The organism is Kitasatospora sp. NPDC005856 (assembly GCF_040629945.1).
GTDB lineage: Bacteria > Actinomycetota > Actinomycetes > Streptomycetales > Streptomycetaceae > Kitasatospora.
In genome coordinates this window covers 1-20,552 of sequence record NZ_JBEXWT010000047.1, presented here as the reverse complement: position 1 = coordinate 20,552, position 20,552 = coordinate 1, and the positions used below count along the sequence as shown (strand labels likewise).

The 20,552-nt window shown below is 73.7% G+C and carries 15 protein-coding genes and 1 tRNA gene; 8 read left to right on the top strand and 8 right to left on the bottom strand.

Annotation, left to right across the window (positions count from 1 at the left end; all coding sequences use genetic code 11):
* Positions 1-240: 240 nt before the first annotated feature.
* From snpA to ABZ449_RS25535, 3 genes are all read left to right on the top strand, one after another.
* Positions 241-867 carry a snapalysin gene (gene snpA, locus ABZ449_RS25545; RefSeq protein WP_360350132.1) on the top strand — a complete coding sequence of 209 codons (627 nt, stop codon included), beginning with the start codon at positions 241-243 and terminating at the stop codon, positions 865-867.
* Positions 868-1,121: 254 nt separating this feature from the next.
* The gene (locus ABZ449_RS25540; RefSeq protein WP_360350129.1) at positions 1,122-1,781 is read left to right on the top strand and encodes a pentapeptide repeat-containing protein; all 660 of its coding nucleotides are present in this window, start codon (positions 1,122-1,124) and stop codon (positions 1,779-1,781) included.
* Positions 1,782-1,960: 179 nt separating this feature from the next.
* Positions 1,961-4,039 carry a phosphocholine-specific phospholipase C gene (locus tag ABZ449_RS25535; protein WP_360350127.1) on the top strand — a complete coding sequence of 693 codons (2,079 nt, stop codon included), beginning with the start codon at positions 1,961-1,963 and terminating at the stop codon, positions 4,037-4,039.
* 128 nt (positions 4,040-4,167) lie between these two features.
* Here ABZ449_RS25535 and ABZ449_RS25530 read toward each other — a convergent pair whose 3' ends face one another.
* From ABZ449_RS25530 to ABZ449_RS25520, 3 genes are all read right to left on the bottom strand, one after another.
* Entirely contained in the window at positions 4,168-5,151 is a 984-nt protein-coding gene (locus ABZ449_RS25530; protein ID WP_360350124.1) for a hypothetical protein, read from the bottom strand.
* A 247-nt stretch (positions 5,152-5,398) separates the two neighbouring features.
* On the bottom strand, positions 5,399-5,938 hold the full coding sequence (locus ABZ449_RS25525; protein WP_360350121.1) for a carboxymuconolactone decarboxylase family protein: 540 nt from the start codon (positions 5,936-5,938) through the stop codon (positions 5,399-5,401).
* Between the two features lie 152 nt (positions 5,939-6,090).
* Positions 6,091-6,897, bottom strand: a complete 807-nt coding sequence (locus ABZ449_RS25520; RefSeq protein ID WP_360350118.1) for a phosphoribosyl-dephospho-CoA transferase MdcG domain-containing protein — start codon at positions 6,895-6,897, stop codon at positions 6,091-6,093.
* Between the two features lie 187 nt (positions 6,898-7,084).
* Between ABZ449_RS25520 and ABZ449_RS25515 the strand changes: the two genes are divergently transcribed.
* Positions 7,085-7,297 (top strand): hypothetical protein, encoded by a 213-nt coding sequence (locus tag ABZ449_RS25515; RefSeq protein ID WP_360350115.1) that lies wholly within the window; start codon positions 7,085-7,087, stop codon positions 7,295-7,297.
* Positions 7,298-7,409: 112 nt separating this feature from the next.
* On the opposite strand, the gene ABZ449_RS25510 is transcribed toward ABZ449_RS25515, so the two are convergent.
* On the bottom strand, positions 7,410-10,631 hold the full coding sequence (locus ABZ449_RS25510) for a S41 family peptidase (protein ID WP_360350112.1): 3,222 nt from the start codon (positions 10,629-10,631) through the stop codon (positions 7,410-7,412).
* 200 nt (positions 10,632-10,831) lie between these two features.
* Between ABZ449_RS25510 and ABZ449_RS25505 the strand changes: the two genes are divergently transcribed.
* Both ABZ449_RS25505 and ABZ449_RS25500 read left to right on the top strand, forming a co-directional pair.
* Positions 10,832-12,532, top strand: a complete 1,701-nt coding sequence (locus ABZ449_RS25505; protein ID WP_360350109.1) for a glycosyl hydrolase family 18 protein — start codon at positions 10,832-10,834, stop codon at positions 12,530-12,532.
* Between the two features lie 174 nt (positions 12,533-12,706).
* Positions 12,707-13,909: an MFS transporter gene (locus tag ABZ449_RS25500; RefSeq protein WP_360350106.1), complete on the top strand. Its 1,203-nt coding sequence runs from the start codon at positions 12,707-12,709 to the stop codon at positions 13,907-13,909.
* 34 nt (positions 13,910-13,943) lie between these two features.
* On the opposite strand, the gene ABZ449_RS25495 is transcribed toward ABZ449_RS25500, so the two are convergent.
* The 4 genes from ABZ449_RS25495 to ABZ449_RS25480 form a co-directional block, all read right to left on the bottom strand.
* A complete protein-coding gene (locus ABZ449_RS25495) occupies positions 13,944-14,573 on the bottom strand; it encodes a DJ-1/PfpI family protein (RefSeq protein WP_360350103.1) in 630 nt (209 codons plus the stop codon).
* Positions 14,573-15,544 carry a GlxA family transcriptional regulator gene (locus ABZ449_RS25490; protein WP_360350101.1) on the bottom strand — a complete coding sequence of 324 codons (972 nt, stop codon included), beginning with the start codon at positions 15,542-15,544 and terminating at the stop codon, positions 14,573-14,575. Before ABZ449_RS25490 ends, ABZ449_RS25495 begins: the two co-directional genes overlap by 1 nt.
* 182 nt (positions 15,545-15,726) lie before the next feature.
* Positions 15,727-15,800: transfer RNA gene (locus ABZ449_RS25485), tRNA-Lys, on the bottom strand.
* 74 nt (positions 15,801-15,874) lie between these two features.
* Positions 15,875-16,783: an NADP-dependent oxidoreductase gene (locus ABZ449_RS25480; RefSeq protein WP_360350098.1), complete on the bottom strand. Its 909-nt coding sequence runs from the start codon at positions 16,781-16,783 to the stop codon at positions 15,875-15,877.
* Positions 16,784-16,973: 190 nt separating this feature from the next.
* Here ABZ449_RS25480 and ABZ449_RS25475 point away from each other — a divergent pair, with 190 nt between their 5' ends.
* Positions 16,974-18,557, top strand: a complete 1,584-nt coding sequence (locus ABZ449_RS25475) for a Na+/H+ antiporter (RefSeq protein ID WP_360350096.1) — start codon at positions 16,974-16,976, stop codon at positions 18,555-18,557.
* A gap of 174 nt (positions 18,558-18,731) precedes the next feature.
* Entirely contained in the window at positions 18,732-20,393 is a 1,662-nt protein-coding gene (gene pgi / locus ABZ449_RS25470; RefSeq protein WP_360350094.1) for a glucose-6-phosphate isomerase, read from the top strand.
* Positions 20,394-20,552: the final 159 nt, after the last annotated feature.

Genomic DNA, 20,552 nt, shown 5'->3' with positions numbered 1-20,552 from the left:
TCCCCGGACGGGAGCCTAGTCGCCGCCGGAACGGAAAGCCAGGGGCGCGATTGGGTCAAGGCGAGGGAAAAGGCGGCTCAATTCGGTTCCGGGGCAGGGGTATTGGACGGGGCTATCGCGGGTTGGCATCATCCGCGCGCGCACCGGGTTGCCCGAAGCTCTGGGGACACCACCCGTTGACCAGGTGCCCCCCGGCCGGCCCCCAACCGGCCACGTCACCTCAGGAACCGGAGCCCCCACATGAAGCGATCCGTGCTGTCCGCCACCCTCGGCCTCGCCCTCGCGGCCGGCCTCGCCATCCTGCCCACCACGGCCGCCGCCGCGGCGCCGGCCGCCCCGGCCGCCGTCCAGGGCTACACCGCCTCGACGTACGCCGGCTCGGCCGCGGAGACCGCGGACAACCAGGCCTTCTTCCAGGCCGTGATGGCCTCCGCCAAGGCCAAGCAGGCCGCCAACCCGGGCCTGGCGACCGTGACCGTCACCTACGACGCCAGCTCCGCCCCGTCCTTCCGCAACCAGATATCCCAGGCCGCGCAGATCTGGAACAGCTCGGTCGCCAACGTCCAGCTGCGGTCCGGCTCGGCCGCCGACTTCCGCTACTACGAGGGCAACGACAGCCGCGGCTCCTACGCCAGCACCGACGGCCACGGGCGCGGTTACATCTTCCTCGACTACCAGCAGAACCAGCAGTACAGCTCGGTGCGCGTGGTGGCGCACGAGACCGGTCACGTGCTCGGCCTGCCGGACCACTACACCGGTCCGTGCAGCGAGCTGATGTCGGGCGGCGGCCCCGGCACCTCCTGCACCAACCCCTACCCGAACGGCACCGAGCGCAGCCGCGTCAACTCGCTCTGGGCGCGCGGCTGACCCGAGCGGTGAGCGCCCCGGACCGGCCGCCCCGGCGCGGTCGGTCCGGGGCGTCGTCGCGTCAGCGCGTCAGCGCGGCGTCGAGGCCAACCGGGTGCCGTCGGGCCGTCACGGCTGCCGGGCGCGGTCACTGCCGGATGCCGTCGATGCCGGATGCCGTCGATGCCGGGCATCGTCGCTGCCGGGCGTTGTCGGTGCCGCGTGCGAGCATGCGGGCGAGACCCCAATGCCCTCGACCGCCAGGAGCCGCCGCCATGTCCCGTGCCGTCCCCGACCGGCTCGCCGACCTCCCGTACGCCGAGCTGCTGCGCCCGCACACCGGGCCGCTGCGCAGCGACGGGCGGTACGACACCGCGCACTTCGACGGCGGCGAGCACACCGACGAGTCGGGCGCCGGAGCGGCCTTCCTGGAGTGCGCCTTCACCGGTGTCGCGCTCAGCGGCGTCAAGCTGCGCCAGGCCCGGTTCAACGAGGTGTGGGTGCAGGCCGGCCGCTGGGTCGCCTGCGACCTGAGCGACTCCGAGTGGCAGGACAGCTCCTTCGTCGGCGGAGTGCTCGCCGGGGTCGCCGGGTACGGCTCGGCGCTGCGCCGGGTGGTGTTCCGGGGCTGCAAGCTGGAGGCGGTCAACCTGCGCTCGGCCGTCCTGCGGGACGTCGTCTTCGAGGACTGCCTGCTGCGCGACGTGGACTTCGGCGAGGCGAAGCTGACCGGGGTGTCCTTCCCCGGCTCCACCCTGGAGGAGGTCCGCCTGCGCGGCGCGAAGCTGAGCGGGACGGATCTGCGCGGCGCCGTCCGGCTCGGCCTGGCCGACGGCCACCAGGGGCTGCGCGGCGCGGTCATCAGCTCCACCCAACTGCTGGAGCTGGCGCCGCAGTTCGCCCACGCCCTGGGGATCGAGGTCAAGGACCGCTGAGCACTCGACCCCCTTCGCCCGTTCAGCCGGGAGTCGCTCGGTGACGCCCGGACGAACAGTCCGCCAATCCTGCCGCGCGCATCTGGTGGGCCGCTCCGCGCGCGGTGGAGACTGCTGCGCGATCGAGTGAGCCCCGACTTGTGTACACAACACCGCCAGCGAAGGGACGGGCCGGGCTGATGGCCGAGTTGAGTCGTAGGAAGTTCGTCACGCTGTCCGGTGCCGCCGCGGCGGGCCTCGCCGTGGCCGGCACCGGCGCCGGCGCCGCGGGGGCCGCCCCGGGAGGCCCGGCCGCGACCACCACCACCGCGCTCAGCACGACCGGCACCATCACCGACGCCCGGCACGTGGTGATCCTGATGCAGGAGAACCGCAGCTTCGACCACTACTTCGGCATGCTGCGCGGCGTGCGCGGTTTCGCCGACCGCAGCGCCATCCAGATATCCGGCGGCTACAGCGTCTTCAACCAGCCCAACGGCCTGTTCGGCCGCCAGTACCCGTGGCAGTTCAGCCAGACCAAGCCGGCCGGCGGCGCCGACCCGGAGCGCCTCGCCCAGTGCAACGGGGACCTCAGCCACGGCTGGTCCGACCAGCACAAGGCCTGGAACGGCGGCAAGATGGACTCCTGGGTCGCCGCCAAGGGCAACGTCCGCACGCTCGGCTTCATGACCCGCCAGGACATCCCGTTCCACTACGCGCTGGCCGAGAACTGGACCATCTGCGACGCCTACCACTGCTCCGTGCTGAGCGCGACCGGCCCCAACCGCACCTACCACTGGTCCGGCCAGATCGACCCGTCCGGTGCCGCAGGCGGTCCGGCCTACGACGGCGGCGAGGAGAAGGGCCTGCGCTGGCAGACCTATGCCGAGGCGCTGGAGACGGCGGGCGTCAGCTGGAAAGTCTACCAGAACGCCGCCGACAACTACGGCGACAACGCCCTGGCGTACTTCACGAACTTCACGGGTGCCCCGGCCGGCAGCCCGCTGGCGGTCAAGGGCATGGGCTCGGTGCCGAAGGTCACCGGGAGGACCCCGGACGACATCGCCGCCGCGATCAAGGCCGACGTGCTGGCCGGAACCCTCCCGCAGGTCTCCTGGATCGTCGCCGACCAGGCCTCCTCCGAGCACCCCTACGCCACCCCGGCCGACGGCGCGCACTTCGTCCACATGGTGATCGACGCGCTCAACGCGGACCCGAACGTCTTCGACTCCACCGTCCTGTTCCTCAACTACGACGAGAACGACGGCTTCTTCGACCACGTCCCGCCGCCGGCCGCCCCGGCCGGCACCCCGGGCGAGTTCTACAACGGCACCAACATCGGCCTGGGCTTCCGCGTCCCGCTGATCGCCGTCTCCCCCTGGACCCGCGGCGGCTGGGTCAACTCCGAGACCTTCGACCACACTTCGGTGCTGCGCTTCCTGGAGGTCTGGACGGCGGCCCTCGGCAAGCCCGCCACCTGCCCGAACATCAGCGACTGGCGCCGCCGCGTCTGCGGCGACCTGACCAGCGTGTTCGACTTCGCCAACCCGGTGTACGGTCTGCCCGCGCTGCCCGACACCTCGCAGACCATCGGACTGTCCGCCTGCGGCCCGCTGCCCAACCCGGCCCCGGTGAACAACCAGCTGCCGGTGCAGGAGTCCGGCACCCGCCCGGCGCGCGCCCTGCCGTACCAGCCGAACGCCAACCTGGACCGCTGGGACGCCGACGCCGGCGGTGTCATGCACGTCTGGGTGAAGATGTCCAACGACGGCGCCGCCCGGGCCTCGCACTTCGCCGCCTACGCCAACGCCTACCGCGGCGGCGGCCCCTGGCAGTACACCGTGGACTCCGGCAGCCCCGTCACCGACTTCTTCAACTGCGGCACCAACGGCTTCGGCAACGGGAAGTACGACCTGACCGTCGTCGGCCCGAACCGCTTCCTGCGCCGCTTCACCGGCGACCTCACCAAGGCGGGGAAGAACGCGGCCGTCACCGCCTCGTACGCGGTCGAGCCGGGGACGGGCAAGCTCGCGCTCTGGTTCAAGCTGGCCAACTCCGGCAGCACGCCGATCACCTTCACCATCGCCTCGAACAACTACCGGACGGACGGTCCCTGGACGTACCAGGTGCCGGCCGGCGGCAGCGTCAGCGACTTCTTCAACGCGGTGGCCTTCACCAACGGCTGGTACGACTTCACCGTCACGGTGGACGCCGACAGCAGCTGGTCCCAGCGGTTCACCGGCCACCTGGAGACGGGCGCGCCGAGCGTCACCGGCTGACGGCCGGGCGCGGCGAGCGCGGCGCGGGCCCCGGCCACCCCTCCCGGGGGGGCCGGGGCCCGCGGCACGTCGGGCCTGGGGTTCGGACAGGCCCCGGGTCCGGACGGGCCTCAGGTTCCGGACGGGCCTCAGGTCCAGGGGGAGGCCGGGAACCAGATGTAGCCGAGCTTGCCGAGGATCCGCAGGTCCCAGTAGACGACGGTGAAGACCCCGGCGACCAGGAAGGCCGAGGCGGTCAGCACGCTGATCCGGGCGGGCACGGCCGCCAGCCGGCGCTGCAGCCGTCCGCCCGCCGCGTAGGTGAGCAGCGCGAACAGCAGCGCCATGACCACGATGTTGCCGACCGACTGCAGGAGGAACGCGCCGGCGCCGTAGAGCGGGTCGTGGGTTTTGGCGGCGTGCCGGAACAGGTCGCGGAAGAGCGGGTACGGCCGGCCCACCAGGAAGCCGCCGATCAGCACGCCGACGAGCACCAGCGGGGCGTTCGGGAAGCGGCGGGAGAGGCCGGCCAGCGGGTCCCTGACCAGGCCGACGGCGGCCAGGCCGAGCACGATCATCACGAGCCCGATCAGGCCGAAGGTCGTCATCGACTGGATCGCGCGGGGCGTGAGGCCCTTGCTCGCGGCCGTCGAGAACTGCGGCATGTGCGTGCCGACGAGGCCGACCAGGGCCCCGTAGGCGGCCGAGACCGGGGCCATGCCCGCGAAGATCCAGCCCAGGGGGCGGGCGACGTGCAGAAGCCGGCCGCGCAGCGACGGCGCCTGGCCGACCAGCGGGCCGACCGCGCCGAAGGCCGCGATGTTGCAGGCGGTGAACGAGCCGGCCAGTCCGGTGACGAACGCGAACAGGATGCCGGAGAGCACCCCGGTGATCGGCGTGCCGTGGGCGTCGTGTCCGAGCAGGGCGTCGGCGCTGGTGAAGCCGATCTCGTCGTCGACGAGTTTCGCGTTCCAGGCGTACGCGAGCAGGAGTCCGCCGGCGGTGCCGAGCAGCAGGGTGAGCCAGCGGCGCCGGGGGAAGTCCCCGGTGACGAACAGCGAGGTGCGGGAGGCGGGGGTGCGCGGGGCGGGGTCGGCCAGTGCCTTCGGCTGACCCGACGCGAAAGTGCTCATGGCGGTGTCTCTCTTCGACAGGGGACCGGTGCGCGAGCGCTGACATCCTGGTGGCCCTGTCGGCCGGACGCTTCTTCCGCCGTGCCCTGTTCGGGGTGCGCCGTTCGCCTTGCGCCGTCCGCCTCGCCCTGCTCACCGGGCGCTGTTCGTCGTGCCTCTCGACGGCCCCGGGCGGCGCCCTCCTCGAAGTCCTCGAAGTCCTCGAAGTCCGAGGACGCGCCGCCCGGGCGGCCCGGTCTCCCGGGGCTCAGCTCTCGCGGCCGTAGCCGGACTCGACGATGTGCTTCGCGCCCTCGGCGTAGTAGCCCGGGTCCTCGGGGAGGTTGGTGTCCAGAGCGTCGACGTACCGGTTGTACATGCAGAACGCGGCGGCGATCAGCACGGTGTCGTGGATCTCCGTGTCACCGGCGCCGGCCGCGCGGGCGGCCGCCACCGCCTCCTCGGAGACCGGCTTGGCCTGCTTCTGCACCTCCGCCGCGATCCGCAGCAGGGCCCGCATCCGCTCGGTGAGCGGCGCGGACGAGGGGTCGGTCAGGGCGGCCTTCACCAGATCCTCGCCGCCGTCCAACTGCGCCGCGGCGAAGGCGCTGTGGGAACCCTCGCAGAAGCGGGTGCCGTTGAGCCGGGAGACGTAGGCGGCGACCAGCTCGCGCTCGCCCCGGCTCATCGGGGCCGGGTCCCGCAGCAGCGCGTTGGCGAGCATCCCCAGCGGGGCCGCGGTGTCCGGACGCAGCGCCAGCAGGCCGCTGATTCCCGGCTGTCCGTTGTCGATCGCGATGTGCGGCACGGGGCAACTCCCTTGTGTGGGAAGGACGGAGGACACTCCATCCTCACGAGTGCCACGCCGCCGCGCCAACTCCGAGATTGCCCTGACCCCGGCGGGAGCCGCCCGCAGTCGCCCGTCCGCAGCCGCCCGCCCGCCCGCGGCCGTCCGGCCGGTCAGACGAACGGGCCCCGGGGGAACCACGGGTCGTGGACCTCCCGGGGCCCGTCCGGGGTGAGCAGGGTGAGGGTGTGGGCGCCGGAGGCGTACTCGGCCAGCTGGACCGAGCCGTGCCGGGTCTCCAGTTCGGCCTGCACGGGGACCGGCAGCTTGGTCAGTGCCCGCCGCAGCTGCAGGGCGTCGCGCCGGCTGATCGGCTGCGGGCAGCGCAGCACCAGCCGCAGTGGGCTGAGCGGTCCGCTCACGGGTACGCCGCTGCCCAGTTCGTAGCCGACCGCGCCGATCGGGCCCCAGGGCAGCCGGTGGTCCGCGACCAGCCGGCCGACCTCCGGCAGCAGGGCCAGCGCCGGGATGCCGGCCAGCCGCTCCGGGGCCAGGCGCTCGCGCCGTTCGACGAGCTGCTCGGGCCGCAGCGTCCGGGCCACCGCCGCCCAGGGGGCCAGCGCGTCCAGCCGCTGCCCGGGGCGCGGGCCGCGCACGGTGACCGGGAACCACAGCTCGGGCGCCGCCTCCGGGTCCCGGGTGCAGCGCTGCGGGTGCGGCAGGTCCACCGGGTTGCCGACCACAGTGGGCGCCCGGCCGACCGTCACCCAGGGGTGCGCCCGCAGCACCGCCCGTGCCCAGTCCGGCAGTTCGCCGCCCGCGAGGGGCCGCAGCGAGCTGGGGCACTGCATCAGCAGCAGGTCGTGGGCGCCGGGCAGCCGGCCGTCGAGGGCGGCCAGCGGGCCGACCCGCCGGCGCGGTCCGTCGTGCGGGTCCTCGGCGGTGCGCCGGGCGTGGCTTCCGGGATGTACGACGGTCACAGCGGGCTCCAGAGGGTGGCGTCGATTTCGCCGACGGTCCCAATCTGCGCCGTCCGGGGGCCCGCGGCTACGGCCGTTGGGCGCGTCCACCAGGGACCAAAGGCTCAAGGTGCGCCCGTGGGCACCCGGTGTGAGAGTGGGGGCAGCCCGGTATTCCGACCTCCCGTCCGTCCCGTTTGGAGGAGTCATGGGCATCTTCGACAGGTTGTTCCACCGGCAGCAGCACGAGTCCTCCGGGCAGGAGCCCGCCCAGCGCGCCGCCCTCGCCCACGACGAGGCCGCCGACGCGTACAGCAACGACGTCGAGCGGACCCGGGAGCAGCAGGAGCGGCTCGCCCAGGAGGAGGACGACCGGCGCGCCGCCGAGAACATGACCGCCGAGGGCGATCCCTGGGGCTGAGTGCGGGGACCACCCTGGCGCGCGGATCACCCCGGCGCGCGGACCAACCCCGGCGCGCGGACCAACCCCGGCGCGCGGATCACCTCGTGCCGGGCGTCCCCGCACGCCGGGGTCACCTCGTACGCGGCGGCAGCGGCGGTCGCCGCAGGTCCGGCCGGGGCGTGGACTCCGGCGGGGGCGCCGCGGCGGGCGCGTCCTCCAGTAGCTCCAGGGCCAGCTGGACGGCCGCGACCAGTTCCGGATGGCGCCCCCGGGCCCAGTCGCGCGGGGTGCGCAGCACGTGCACGTCCGGCTCGACGCCCCGGTTCTCCACCGACCAGCCCAGCCCGCCGCCGAACCAGGAGGCGTTCTTCGGCACCGAGATCTGGGTGCCGTCGCCGAGGGTGTGGCGCCCGGTCATCCCGACCACCCCGCCCCAGGTGCGGGTGCCGATCACCGGGCCGAGCCCGAGCAGCTTGATCGCCGCGATGATCACGTCGCCGTCGGAGCTGGTGGCCTCGTCGGCGAGGGCCACCAGCGGTCCGCGCGGTGCGTGCCGGGGCCAGCGCACCGGCCTGCGGTCCCGGCTGAAGTCCCAAGCCAGGACGTGCCGGGAGAGCTTCTCCAGCACCAGCTCGGAGACGTTGCCGCCGGCGTTGCCGCGCACGTCCAGGACCAGCGCGGGCTTGTCCAGCTCGCGCCGCAGGTCCCGGTTGAACTGCGCCCAGCCGGAGCCGCCGAGGTCCGGGATGTGCAGGTAGCCGCACCGCCCGTCGCTGAACTCCCGCACCAGGGTGCGTCGTCTGCTCACCCAGTCCTGGTAGCGGATGGGCCGCTCGTCGGTCAGCGGGGTGACCACGATCCGCCGCACCGGGCCGTCCGGGTCGCTGCGCAGGGCCAGTTCGAGCGTCGAGCCGCCGGTGCCGGCCAGCAGCGGCAGGGGTCCGCGCACCGGGTCCACCGGGCGGCCGCCGACCTCCAGGACCTCGTCGCCGTCCCGGACGCCCTGGGCGGCCAGCGGGGCGCGGGCGCGCGGGTCGGAGGTCTCGCCGGGCAGCACCCGGTCGACCAGCCAGCGGCCGTCGGGGGCGTGGCGGGCGTTGGCGCCGAGCAGGCCGAGCGGCTGCTGGGCGAGCGTGGGGCCCTCGGCGCGGCGGGACGGGGTGACGTAGGCGTGCGAGGTGCCGAGTTCGCCGAGGAGTTCGCGCAGCAGGTCGGCGAAGTCGTCGGGGGAGCAGACCCGGTCCAGCAGCGGCTCGTACTGGGCGACCAGCGCGGGCCAGTCCAGGCCGGACATCCGCTCGTCCCAGAACTGGTCCCGGACGATCCGGGCCGCCTCGTGGTAGGCCTGGCGCCACTCGGCGGCCGGGTGCACGGTGTGGGTGATCCGGCGCAGGTCGACGGTGGTCCCGGCGGAGGGGGCGCCGACCGGGATCACCCGCAGCGTCCCGGCCGAGTAGACCGCGATCGAGCCGCCGTCCCCGGAGACCGCGTAGCCGTCCAGCCTGTCGGCCAGGGTGCTGCGGGTGCCCCGGGCCAGGTCGAAGTGCTCCAGTGAGGGGCGCCCCGAGGTGTCCTCCGGGCTGGCGAAGGTCTGTCCGAGGGTGCCGGAGATCGGCCAGCGCAGCCAGACCAGGCCGCCGCGCACCGCGTCGGTGGCCGAGTACTTGGAGGCGATCACCGGGAACTGGAGCAGCCGTTCGCCGAGGCCGTCCGGGTCGACCCGCACGGTGCCGTCGCCGTCGCCGTGCGGGGCGCCGTCCTCGGCCGGGGCGGAGAACGGCGACGGGGTGTCGGCGGCCAGCAGGACGAGGTACGGGCGGCAGCCGAGCGGGAAGGAGAGGTCGCCGGTGTGCACGTCGTGGACCGGGTCGAAGCCGCGCCAGGACAGGAAGGCCAGGTAGCGGCCGTCCCGGGTGAACACCGGCTGCTCGTCCTCGAAGCGGCCGTCGGTGACGTCGGTGGTCGCGGCGGGCGCGTCGGCGCGGGTGAGCCGGATGCGGCGCAGTGAACGCCCGGCGACCGGCTCGGACCAGGCGATCCAGTGCGAGTCGGGGGAGAAGCGGGCGCTGGAGACCGGCCCGTAGCCGGAGGCGGCCACCTCGCGCACCTCGCCGTCGGCGGCGGAGACCAGCAGCAGCCGCCCGTTCGAGGTGGTGGCGGCGAGCCGGCTGCCGTCGGGGGAGGCGGTGAGTTCCAGGACGCGGCCGATCCGCCCGGCGGCGAGCACCCGGTGGCGGTGCTTGTGAGGCCCGACGCGGCCCGGCGGCTCGGCGTGGCCGGGCAGCGGTGTCACCTCGATCGCGTCGGCGCCCTCGGCGTCGGTGATCCAGGCCGCCTCGCCGGTGTGTCCGAGCACCACGGGCAGCCGGGTGCGCACCCCGGGGGTGTCGGCGAGCACGCGGGCCGGGCCGTCCTTGTGGGTGAGCCAGTACTGGCTGCCGCGCACGGTGATCACCCCGGCCCGGCCGGTCTGGTCGCAGGCGAGGTCCTTGACCTGGCTCGCGGCGCCGACCTGGTACGGGCGGCGGCCGGCCCGGGCGCCGCCGAGCGGGACGTGCAGCCGGCGCGGGGCGGGGGCGTCCAGGCCGTCGAGCAGCCAGAGGTCGCCGGCGTGCTGGTAGACGATCCGGGTGCCGTCGGTGGCGGCCTCGCGGGCGTAGTAGGAGGCGTGGTCGGTGTGCCGGCGCAGGTCGGTGCCGTCGGGGCGGCAGGAGTAGACGTTGCCGACGCCCTCGTGGTCGGAGAGGAAGGCGACCCGGCCGCCGACCGGCATGGGCGCGGCGAGGTGCCCGGTGTGTCCGGGCAGGATCCGCTCGCCGTCCACCCAGAGGCGGCCGGTGGCGCCGCCCCGGTAGCGCTTCCAGGCGGCGGGCTCGTGCGGGGCGGCGCCGGTGAGCAGCACCGTCCGCTCGTGGCTCATCTGGGCGTCCCCGACCGGCCCCCAGGGCATCCGGCGGCCGGGGGAGCCGTCCGGCGGCAGGGCGTGCGCCCAGGTGTAGTGGCCGAAGGGCTCGTGGTAGGAGGTGACGGCCAGCACCTCGCCGTCCGGCAGCCAGCCGCGTACCCGGGTGTCCTGGCTGCCCCAGAAGCTGAGCCGGGAGGTCTCGCCGCCCTCGACCGGGGCGGTCCACACCTCGGGGGTCAGGCCGAGCCAGCTGGTCCAGGCGAGGGTGGTGCCGTCGGGGGAGAAGCGGGGGTGGCTGACCCTGGTGCGGTCGCAGCCGACGCGCCAGGCGCGGCCGGTGCCGGCGGCGTCGGGGTCCAGCGGGGCGACCCAGACGTCGTCCTCGGCGGTGAAGGCGAGCAGGCCACCGTGCAGGTGGGGGTAGCGGAGGTAGCCGGGCGGGGTCACCCCTCCATCCTTCGACGGGCTGTCACCCCCGGCAACCGGAGAAGCCGGGAACCGGTCTGGACCATTGACACCGCCCTGCCGGATCCACTTCAGTGGTCTAGTCCAACTTGGGTGCCAGGCCGGGCCGTTCCCCCCACTGGCGCGTGCTCCGGCGTGCCCTCGGACGTCCCCCACGACCACGCCATCGCAGGAGCGCCCGCATGCGCAGAACACCCACCCCCGGAACCCCCGTCAGGAGCCGCCGCGCGGCCGTCGCCGCCGGTACCGCCTCCGCCGTCGCCGCGGCCACCCTGGTCGGCGTCACGCTGGGCCTGGCGCCCGCCGCCTCGGCCGGCGAGTTCCTGGTCAACGGCGGCTTCGAATCCGGCTCGCTCGGCCCCTGGAGCTGCACCGGCAACTCCGGCAGCGTCGTCACCTCCCCGGTGCACGGCGGCGGCCGCGCGCTCGCCGCGGCCGCCACGGCCGGCGACACCGCCCAGTGCGGCCAGACCGTCACCGTCGCCCCGAACACCACCTACACGCTCAGCGCCTTCGTCAACGGCTCGTACGTCTACCTGGGCGTGGACGGCGGCGGCCCGAGCACCTGGACGCCCGGCACCGGCGGCTCGTACCAGAAGCTCAGCCTCAGCTTCACCACCGGTGCGAGCCAGACCAGCGCCACCGTCTACACCCACGGCTGGTACGGCCAGGGCACCTACTACGCGGACGACGTCTCGCTGGACGGCCCGGGCGCGCCCAGCCCGACGCCCACGCCGACACCCACCGCCACCGCCACCGCCTCGCCGACCGCGACCCCGACGGGCACGCCGACCGGCACGCCCACGGGCACCCCCACCGGGACGCCGACGGGCACCCCGACGGGGACGCCCACCAACCCGCCCGCCGGCAGTCACGCCCTGGTCGGCTACCTGCACGCGAGCTTCGCCAACGGCGCCGGCTACACCCGGATGGCCGACGTCCCGAACTCCTGGGACTTCATCAACCTCTCCTTCGGCGAGCCCACCTCCGTCACCTCCGGCGACATCCGCTTCAACCGCTGTCCTGCCACCGAGTGCCCGGGCGTCGAGTCGGACGAGGAGTTCAAGGCCGCCATCGCCGCCAGGCGGGCCCAGGGCAAGAAGGTGCTGATCTCGATCGGCGGCCAGAACGGCCAGGTCCAGCTGACCACCGCCGCCGCCCGGGACGCCTTCGTCGGCTCGGTCTCGGCGATCATCGACAAGTGGGGCCTGGACGGCCTGGACATCGACTTCGAGGGGCACTCGCTCTCCCTCAACACCGGTGACACCGACTTCAAGAACCCGACCAGCCCGGTCGTCGTCAACCTGATCTCCGCGCTGAAGACCCTCAAGGCCAAGTACGGTCCGGGCTTCGTGCTGACCATGGCGCCGGAGACCTTCTTCGTCCAACTCGGCTACCAGTACTACGGATCGGGCCCCTGGGGCGGTCAGGACCCGAGGGCCGGGGCGTACCTGCCGGTCATCCACGCGCTGCGCGACGACCTCACCCTGCTGCACGTCCAGGACTACAACTCCGGCTCCGTCATGGGCCTGGACAACCAGTACCACTCGATGGGCGGCGCCGACTTCCACGTCGCGATGACCGACATGCTGCTCAAGGGCTTCCCGGTGGCGGGCAACACCAACAACGTCTTCCCGGCGCTGCCCGCCTCCAAGGTCGCCATCGGCATGCCGGCCACCACCAACGCGGGCAACGGCTACGTCGCCCCGGCCGAGGTGAACAAGGCGCTCGACTGCCTGACCAAGCTGGCCAACTGCGGTTCGTACGTGCCGCGTTCGGGTGCCCAGCCGAACCTGCGCGGGCTGATGGCCTGGTCGATCAACTGGGACCGGTTCGGCGGTCAGGAGTTCTCCAGGAACTTCAACGCCTACTTCGGCCGGTGATCCGGTGATCCGGTGAGCTTCCGGGCCGCCGAGCCGCCGAGTCGCCGAGCCGCCGAGTCGCCGAGTCGCCGAGCCGCCGAGCCGCCGAGCCGCCGGGCCGACGGGCCGACGGGCCGACGGCCTGCGGGACCATGCTTGAACCTGACACCGGTGTGAGGTCCGAGCATGGTCCCCATGGCGACTACGCAGCTCACAACTCCGCTACCCCGCAAGCCCTTTCCGCTCGCTTCCCTGCTCGCCCTGGCCACCGCCGTCTTCGTCACCGGTCTCACCGAGACCCTGCCCGCCGGCGTGCTGCCCGGGATGGGCGAGGCGCTCGGGGTCGGTGAGTCCGCGGCCGGGCAGACCGTCACCGTCTACGCCATCGGTTCCGCCGTCACCGCGATCCCGCTCAGCGCGGCCACCGCAGCGTGGGGCCGCAAGCGGCTGCTGCTCACCACGATGGCGGGCTTCGCGCTGGCCAACACCGTCACCGCGGTCTCCACCAGCTACCCGCTCACGCTGGCCGCCCGCTTCCTCGCGGGCGTCGCGGCCGGCCTCGCCTGGGCCCTGCTCGCGGGCTACGCACGCCGGCTGGTGCCGGTGGAACAGCAGGGCCGTGCCATGGCGGTGGCGATGGCGGGCGTGCCGGTCGCGCTGTCGCTGGGAGTGCCGGTCGGCACCTTCCTCGGGCAGGTGCTCGCCTGGTGGGTGCCCTTTCTGGCCATGACGGCACTGGCGGTCGGCGTGATCGGCTGGATCGCGGCGCTGCTGCCGGACCAGCCCGGGCAGCCCGCCGATGGGCGGGCGCCGGTCCGGGAGGCGCTCGCCGTGCCCGGCGTGCGGCCGGTGCTCACCGTGACGGTGCTCTGGGTGCTCGCGCACACCATCCTGTTCACCTACATCGCGCCCTTCCTGGACCGGGCCGGCCTCGGCGGTGCCACCGGCACCGTGCTGCTGGTCTTCGGGCTGGCCTCGCTGGCGAGCGTCTGGCTGATCGGCGCGCACATCCACCGCCGGCTGCGGTGGCTGACGATCGGCAGCGCGCTGCTGGTCGCGCTGACGGCGGCCGTCCTCGCGGTGTGGTCCGGCAGCGCGCCGCCGGTGTACGTGGCGGCGCTGTTCTGGGGCCTGGGCTGGGGCGGCGCCCCGACCCTGCTGCAGACCGCGCTCGGCGACGCGGGCGGGCAGCGGGCGGACGCCGCCCAGGCCGTCCTGGTGACCCTGTGGAACGCCGCGATGGCGGGCGGCGGCGTGGTCGGCGGCCTGGTCCTGAGCGGCCTGGGCACCGGCGCCCTGCCCTGGACGGTCCTCGCGCTGATGCTCCCCGTCCTCGCCGTGGCCACCGCCGCCCGCCGCCACGCCTTCCCCCCGGTGCGCGGCCAGGGGCTGTCCTGAGGCCTGTCCGGCGGACCTTTGCCGGGCAGGCCCCTCAGTCCTGCATCAGCCGGTTCACCGCCTCGACCACCTCGGGTGACGCCTTCGCGAGCGAGCCCGAGGCGTACGGCGGCTGCGGGTCGTACTCGATCAGCAGCTGGATCGCCTGGGCGACGGTGTCCCCGGCGATCCGGCCGGCCAGCGTCAGTGCGAGGTCGATGCCGGCCGAGACCCCGGCGGCGATGGCGTACTTGCCGTCGATGACGACCCGCTCGTCCGCGACCGGCTCCGCCCCGTACCGGGGCAGCTCGTCCAGGACGCCCCAGTGGCTGGTGGCCCGGCGGCCCTCCAGCAGCCCGGCGGCGCCGAGGATCAGCGAGCCGGTGCAGACCGAGGTGGTCCAGGTGGTGGTCGCGTCCACCCGCCGCACCCAGTCGAGCACGGTCCGGTCCGTCAGTTGGGCCCGGGTGCCGGGGCCGCCGGGCACCAGCAGCAGGTCGGCCGAGTCCACCTCGTGCAGGGCGGCGTCGGCGGTGATCGCCAGGCTGCCGACGTCGTTGCGCACCGGCCCCCGTTCGGCGGCGGTGAACACGACCTCGGCGCCGGGGAGCCGGGACAGCACGTCGTACGGGCCGACCGCGTCCAGGGTGGTGAACTCGGGGTAGAGCAGGATGGCGATGCGCATCAGTGTCCTCCGGTGGGTTCGGGTCGGAAGCGGCGTCGGTACTCGGCGGGCGGGGCGGCCAGGGCCCGGACGAAGGCGCGCCGCATCGCCTCCGGGGTGCCGTAGCCGCAGGAGCGCGCGATCTCCTCGATGCCGTCGTCGGTGTCCTCCAGCAGTCGGCGGGCGGCCTCCAGCCGCACTCCGTCCACGTACCGGCCCGGGGTCACCCCCACCTCGGCGGCGAAGGCCCGGGCGAAGTGGCGCGGGGACAGTGCCGACCGGCCGGCCAGCGCCTCGACCGAGAGGTCGGCCTCCGGGTGCTCGGCGATCCACCGCTGCACCTCGCGCAGCGGCTGCCGGGCCGCCACCTGCGCGGCCAGCTGGGTGCTGAACTGGGCCTGGTTGCCCGGCCGGCGCAGGAAGACCACCAGGTGGCGGGCGACCAGCAGGGCCGTCTTGCGCCCGAGGTCCTCCTCGACCAGGGCCAGAGCCAGGTCGATCCCGGCGGTGACCCCGGCCGAGGTGGCGATCCGCCCGTCCCGGACGTGGATCGGGTCCGGGTCCACCTCGACGTCCGGGAACCGCCGGGCCAGTTCCTCGCCGTAGGCCCAGTGGGTGGTGGCCCGGCGCCCGGCCAGCAGTCCGGCCTCGGCGAGCAGGAAGGCGCCGGTGCACACCGACACCACCCGCTCGGCCCGTCCGGCCAGCTCCCGGATCCGCGCCACCAGGGCCGGGTCCACGAGCCTGGTGCCCTCCCCGCCGGGAACCACCAGGGTGTGCACCGGCCCGACCTCGGCCAGGTCCGTGTCCGGCAGCAGCCGCAGTCCGCTGTGGCTGCGCACCGGGCCCCCGCCCGGGGAGGCGGTGATCACCCGGTACGCGTCCCGCTGCCCGGAGGCCTGGACCGCGCCCGCGAAGACCTCCAGGGGGCCGGTCACGTCCAGGCTCTGCACGCCCTCGAAGACGACGATGACCACGCTGCGCGCTCTCATGCGACCAGCCTCCCAACGGGAGGCGGTGGCAGCAATGACCGGTTTCCCACCTTTCCTGCCATCCGCGGCGCGGCTGGACGCGGAAACCGCGCGGCGCCGACGGCCCGGAACCGCGCCGGGCGGGACGGACCCGGAAACGCCGGAAGGCCCTTCGCTCTCGCGAAGGGCCTTCCGGCTGTCTGTGCGCCGCCAGGGACTCGAACCCCGGACCCGCTGATTAAGAGTCAGCTGCTCTAACCAACTGAGCTAGCGGCGCCTGCTGACGTGGAGAACATTACCTGGTCAGCGGCCGAAACTCACAATCGGCCCGGAGCGGGGTGCCGGGCGCGCTCACATGGTCAGCACGACCTTGCCCCGGACGTGCCCGGCGCCGACCAGCCGGTGGGCCTGGGCGACCCGCTCGATCGGGAACGACTCCTCGACCTCCAGCCGCAGCCCGCCGGCCTCCCAGAGCTTCACCAGCTCGGCCAGCCGCCCGGCCGTCCGCTCGCCCCGCAACCCCCGGACGCCCAGCCGCTCGGCGCCCGGGTAGTCGACCACGGTGCCGATCCGGTCCCGGTCGGCGACCAGCTCGACGGAGGCCTCCAGCGCGCCCCGCCCGGCGGCGTCGAAGGCCGCGGTCACCCCCTGCGGCGCCACCGCCCGGACCCGCTCGACCAGCCCGTCGCCGTACGTGACCGGCACCGCGCCCAGCTCCCGCAGGTAGCCGTGGTTGCGCTCGCTCGCGGTGCCGATCACCGTGGCGCCCCGGGCCCGGGCCAGCTGGACGGCGACCGTGCCGACCCCGCCCGCGGCGCCGTGCACCAGCACGGTGTCGCCGGGGCCGACGCCGAGCGCGCCGAGCGCCACGTGCGCGGTCTGGCCGGAAGCGGAGAGCGAGCCGGCCTGCTCCCACGGCATCCCGGCCGGCTTGGCCACCAGCCGACCGGCGTCCACCACGACCAGGTCGGCCTGGGAGCCCAGCACCCGGAAGCCCAGGACCTCGTCCCCGATCCTCCAGCCCCCGGCGTCCGGTCCGAGGGCGTCCACCACCCCGGCGAACTCGTTGCCGAGGACGAACGGCGGCTCGACCGCCAGTCCCGGCGGGCGGAACCCCTCGCGGATCGCGAGGTCCACCGGCTGCACGCCCGCGGCGTACACCCGTACCCGCACCTCGCCCGGCCCGGGCTCCGGGTCGGGCACCTCGGCGACCCGCAGAACCTCCGGGCCGCCCTTCCCTGTCACGGTGACCGCCTTCATGCCTGTTCCCGCCCCTTCTCGACCGCTGTTGATCCCCGTCGATCACTTTCGATCCTTCCGGCGTCGACGATGCTCGGACCTGAAGTGCACTTGAGGTCAAGCCCTCGTTCGGCGTGTCGACACTGATGGGCGCATTGTCAGATTTATCCTGGGCGGCGCTCAGCCGTCCGTCGACGAGAGGAACCTCCCCGTGGGCCAGCTGCCCCTGTTCTTCCTGGTGCTGCTCGCCTCCGTGGTGACCATGCCGCTCGGACGGAAGACCGGAGTGCCACAGCCGGTGCTGATGACCCTGCTCGGCATCGTCATGGCGCTGGTCCCACAGATCCCGGACGTCACGATCGAGCCCGAGCTGATCCTGCCGCTGGTCCTGCCGCCGCTGATCTTCGCGGTGGCCCGGCGCTCCTCGGTGCGCTACTTCAAGGCCAACGCCCGCTCGATCCTGCTGCTGGCGGTCGCCCTGGTGGCGGTCACCACGATCGCCGTGGCCGGCACCGTGCACTGGCTGCTGCCCACCCTGCCGCTGGCCGCCGCCATCGCGGTCGGCGCCCTGGTCTCCCCGCCCGACCCGGTCGCCGCCGTCGCGGTGGCCGGGAGCGTCGGGCTGCCCCGCCGCCTGGTGGCGATCCTGGAGAGCGAGGGGCTGTTCAACGACGTCACCGCGATCGTCATCTACTCGCTGTCCATCGAGGCCATGGTCAGCGGCGACTTCTCGGCCGGCGACGCGGTGCTGCGCTTCGTGCTGTCCGCGGTGCTGGCCGTGGTGGTCGGCGTCGCGCTCGGCTGGGTCAACACCAAGCTCGCCGAGCGCCTGGACGACCCGACCCAGCAGGTCGCGCTCAACCTGCTGGTGCCCTTCGCCGCCTACACCATCGCCGAGGAGATCCACGGCTCCGGCGTGCTCGCCGTCGTGATCTGCGCGCTCTACCTCGCCGAGCGGGCCTCCGACGCGGACGCCGTCTCCTACCGGCTGGTCGGCAACGCCTTCTGGGAGGTGGTCGAGATCCTGATCACCGGCGTCGCCTTCGGCCTGATCGGCCTGGAGCTGGCCACCGTCCTCAAGGAGGCCGGCAGCGGCTGGACCGGGTTCCTCGGCGACGCCGCCGTGGTCATCGCGGTGGTCGTCCTGGTCCGGCTGCTCTGGCTGCTGCCGGCCGGCTGGCTGTCGAAGAAGCTGCGCTCCGGCGACGACGAGGACACGCCGTTCAGCTGGAAGGAGAGCGTGATCCTCTGGTGGTCCGGCATGCGCGGCGTGGCCACCGTCGCCCTGGCGCTCGCCATCCCGCTCACCCTGCACTCCGGCGAGGACTTCCCCGAGCGCGGCCGACTGGTCTTCATCGCCTTCAGCGTGGTGCTCTTCACCCTGCTGGTGCAGGGCCTCACCCTGCCCTGGCTGGCCAAGCGGTTCGAACTGGACATCGACCAGGACCAGCACGAGCAGGCCGTGCGCCGGCTCTGGTGGCGGGCCGCCAAGGCCGGGCTCAAGCGGCTCGGCGAGCTGGAGGAGCAGGACCGGCTGCCCGCCGAGGTCGCCGACCGCCTGCGGGACCGTCAGCACGACCGGTTGGCCCGGCTCTGCCCGGAGAACTACGCCGAGGAGGAGGCCGCCGAGGCCAAGCTGCGGATGGCCCAGTGGCGCGCCGCCCGGGACGTCGAACAGGAGATGATCGCCGCCTCCCGCCGCGAGATGCTCGCCGCCCGCAGCGAACTCGGCGCCGATCCGGAGCTGGTCGACCAGGTGCTGCGCGGACTCGACCTGCGGTCCGAACGGAAGTGACGGACTGTCCGCGCCCGCGGGGCGGAATGTGCGGGACCGGCTCCGGGGTTGCATAGGCTGAACCCGGGCAGGCCGTCAACGGAGTCGGCGCACCACCAGTACCCGCACGACCTCGGCGAACCCTCACGCCTGGCCCTGCCGGTTTCTGCACCCAGATGAATCGAGGACCCACCGATGTCGGAGACCCGCGCCGACGCCCGCACCCCGCTGGACCGCACCCCGCAGTGGGCCGCCCTGGCCAAGCACCGGACCGAACTGGGCGACACCCACCTGCGCGAGCTGTTCGCCGCCGACCCCGAGCGCGGCCGCCGCTACACCCTCCAGGTCGGCGACCTGCACGTGGACTACGCCAAGCAACTGGTCACCGACGAGACGCTGGCGCTGCTGCGCGAGCTGGCCGCCGCCACCGGCGTCGCCGAGCTGCGGGACGCCATGTTCCGCGGCGAGAAGATCAACAACACCGAGCACCGCGCCGTCCTGCACACCGCGCTGCGCGCCCCGCGCGGCGCCGTGATCGAGGTCGACGGCGAGAACGTGGTGCCCGCGGTGCACGCGGTCCTCGACAAGATGGCCGCCTTCGCCGACCGGGTCCGCAGCGGCGAGTGGAAGGGCCACACCGGCAAGCCGATCCGCACCGTCGTCAACATCGGCATCGGCGGCTCCGACCTCGGCCCGGCGATGGCCTACGAGGTGCTCCGCTCGTACGCCAGGCGCGACCTCGACGTCCGCTTCGTCTCCAACGTCGACGGCGCCGACCTGCACGAGGCGGTCCGCGACCTCGACCCGGCCGAGACGCTGTTCATCGTCGCCTCGAAGACCTTCACCACCATCGAGACCATCACCAACGCGGTCTCCGCCCGCGACTGGCTGCTCACCGGGCTGCGCGCCGACACCGACGCGGTGGCCAAGCACTTCGTCGCGCTGTCCACCAACGCCCAGGGCGTGCAGGACTTCGGCATCGACACCGCCAACATGTTCGAGTTCTGGGACTGGGTGGGCGGCCGCTACTCCTACGACTCGGCGATCGGCCTCTCGCTGATGATCGCCATCGGCCCGGACGCCTTCCGTGAGATGCTGGACGGCTTCCACCTGGTCGACGAGCACTTCCGCACCGCCCCGCCCGAGCAGAACGTCCCGCTGCTGCTCGGACTGCTCGGCGTCTGGTACGGCGCGTTCTTCGACGCCCAGGCCCACGCGGTGCTGCCCTACTCGCACTACCTGTCCAAGTTCACCGCCTACCTCCAGCAGCTGGACATGGAGTCCAACGGCAAGTCGGTGACCCGCGACGGCACCCCGGTGGGCTGGCAGACCGGCCCCGTGGTCTGGGGCACCCCCGGCACCAACGGCCAGCACGCCTACTACCAGCTGCTGCACCAGGGCACCAAGGTCATCCCGGCCGACTTCATCGGCTTCGCCGAGCCGGTCGCCGACCTGCTCCCCGGTCTGGTCGCCCAGCACGACCTGCTGCTGGCCAACTTCTTCGCCCAGACCCAGGCGCTGGCCTTCGGCAAGACCCCGGAGGAGGTCGTGGCCGAGGGCGTGCCCGCCGAGCTCGTCCCGCACAAGACCTTCAAGGGCAACCACCCGACCACCACCATCCTGGCCGGCGAGCTGACCCCCTCGGTGCTCGGCCAGCTGGTCGCGCTCTACGAGCACAAGGTGTTCGTCCAGGGCGCGGTCTGGAACATCGACTCCTTCGACCAGTGGGGCGTCGAGCTGGGCAAGGTGCTCGCCAAGCGGATCGAGCCGGTGCTGCTCACCGGCGAGGGAACCGAGCAGCTGGACAGCTCCACCGCGGAGCTGGTCGCCCGCTACCGCGCGCTGCGCGGCCGCTGAGCCCGGGTCGGGCCGTCCGCTCCGGCGGTCGGCCCGACGGGCCTGGTGTCCCGCCCGGAACCGCGCCGGGCGGGACGGACCCGGAAACGCCGGAAGGCCCTTCGCTCTCGACCCAGGGCATCGAGTGCTCGACGGGCTCGGCCTGCTCCGCCGGGGTGC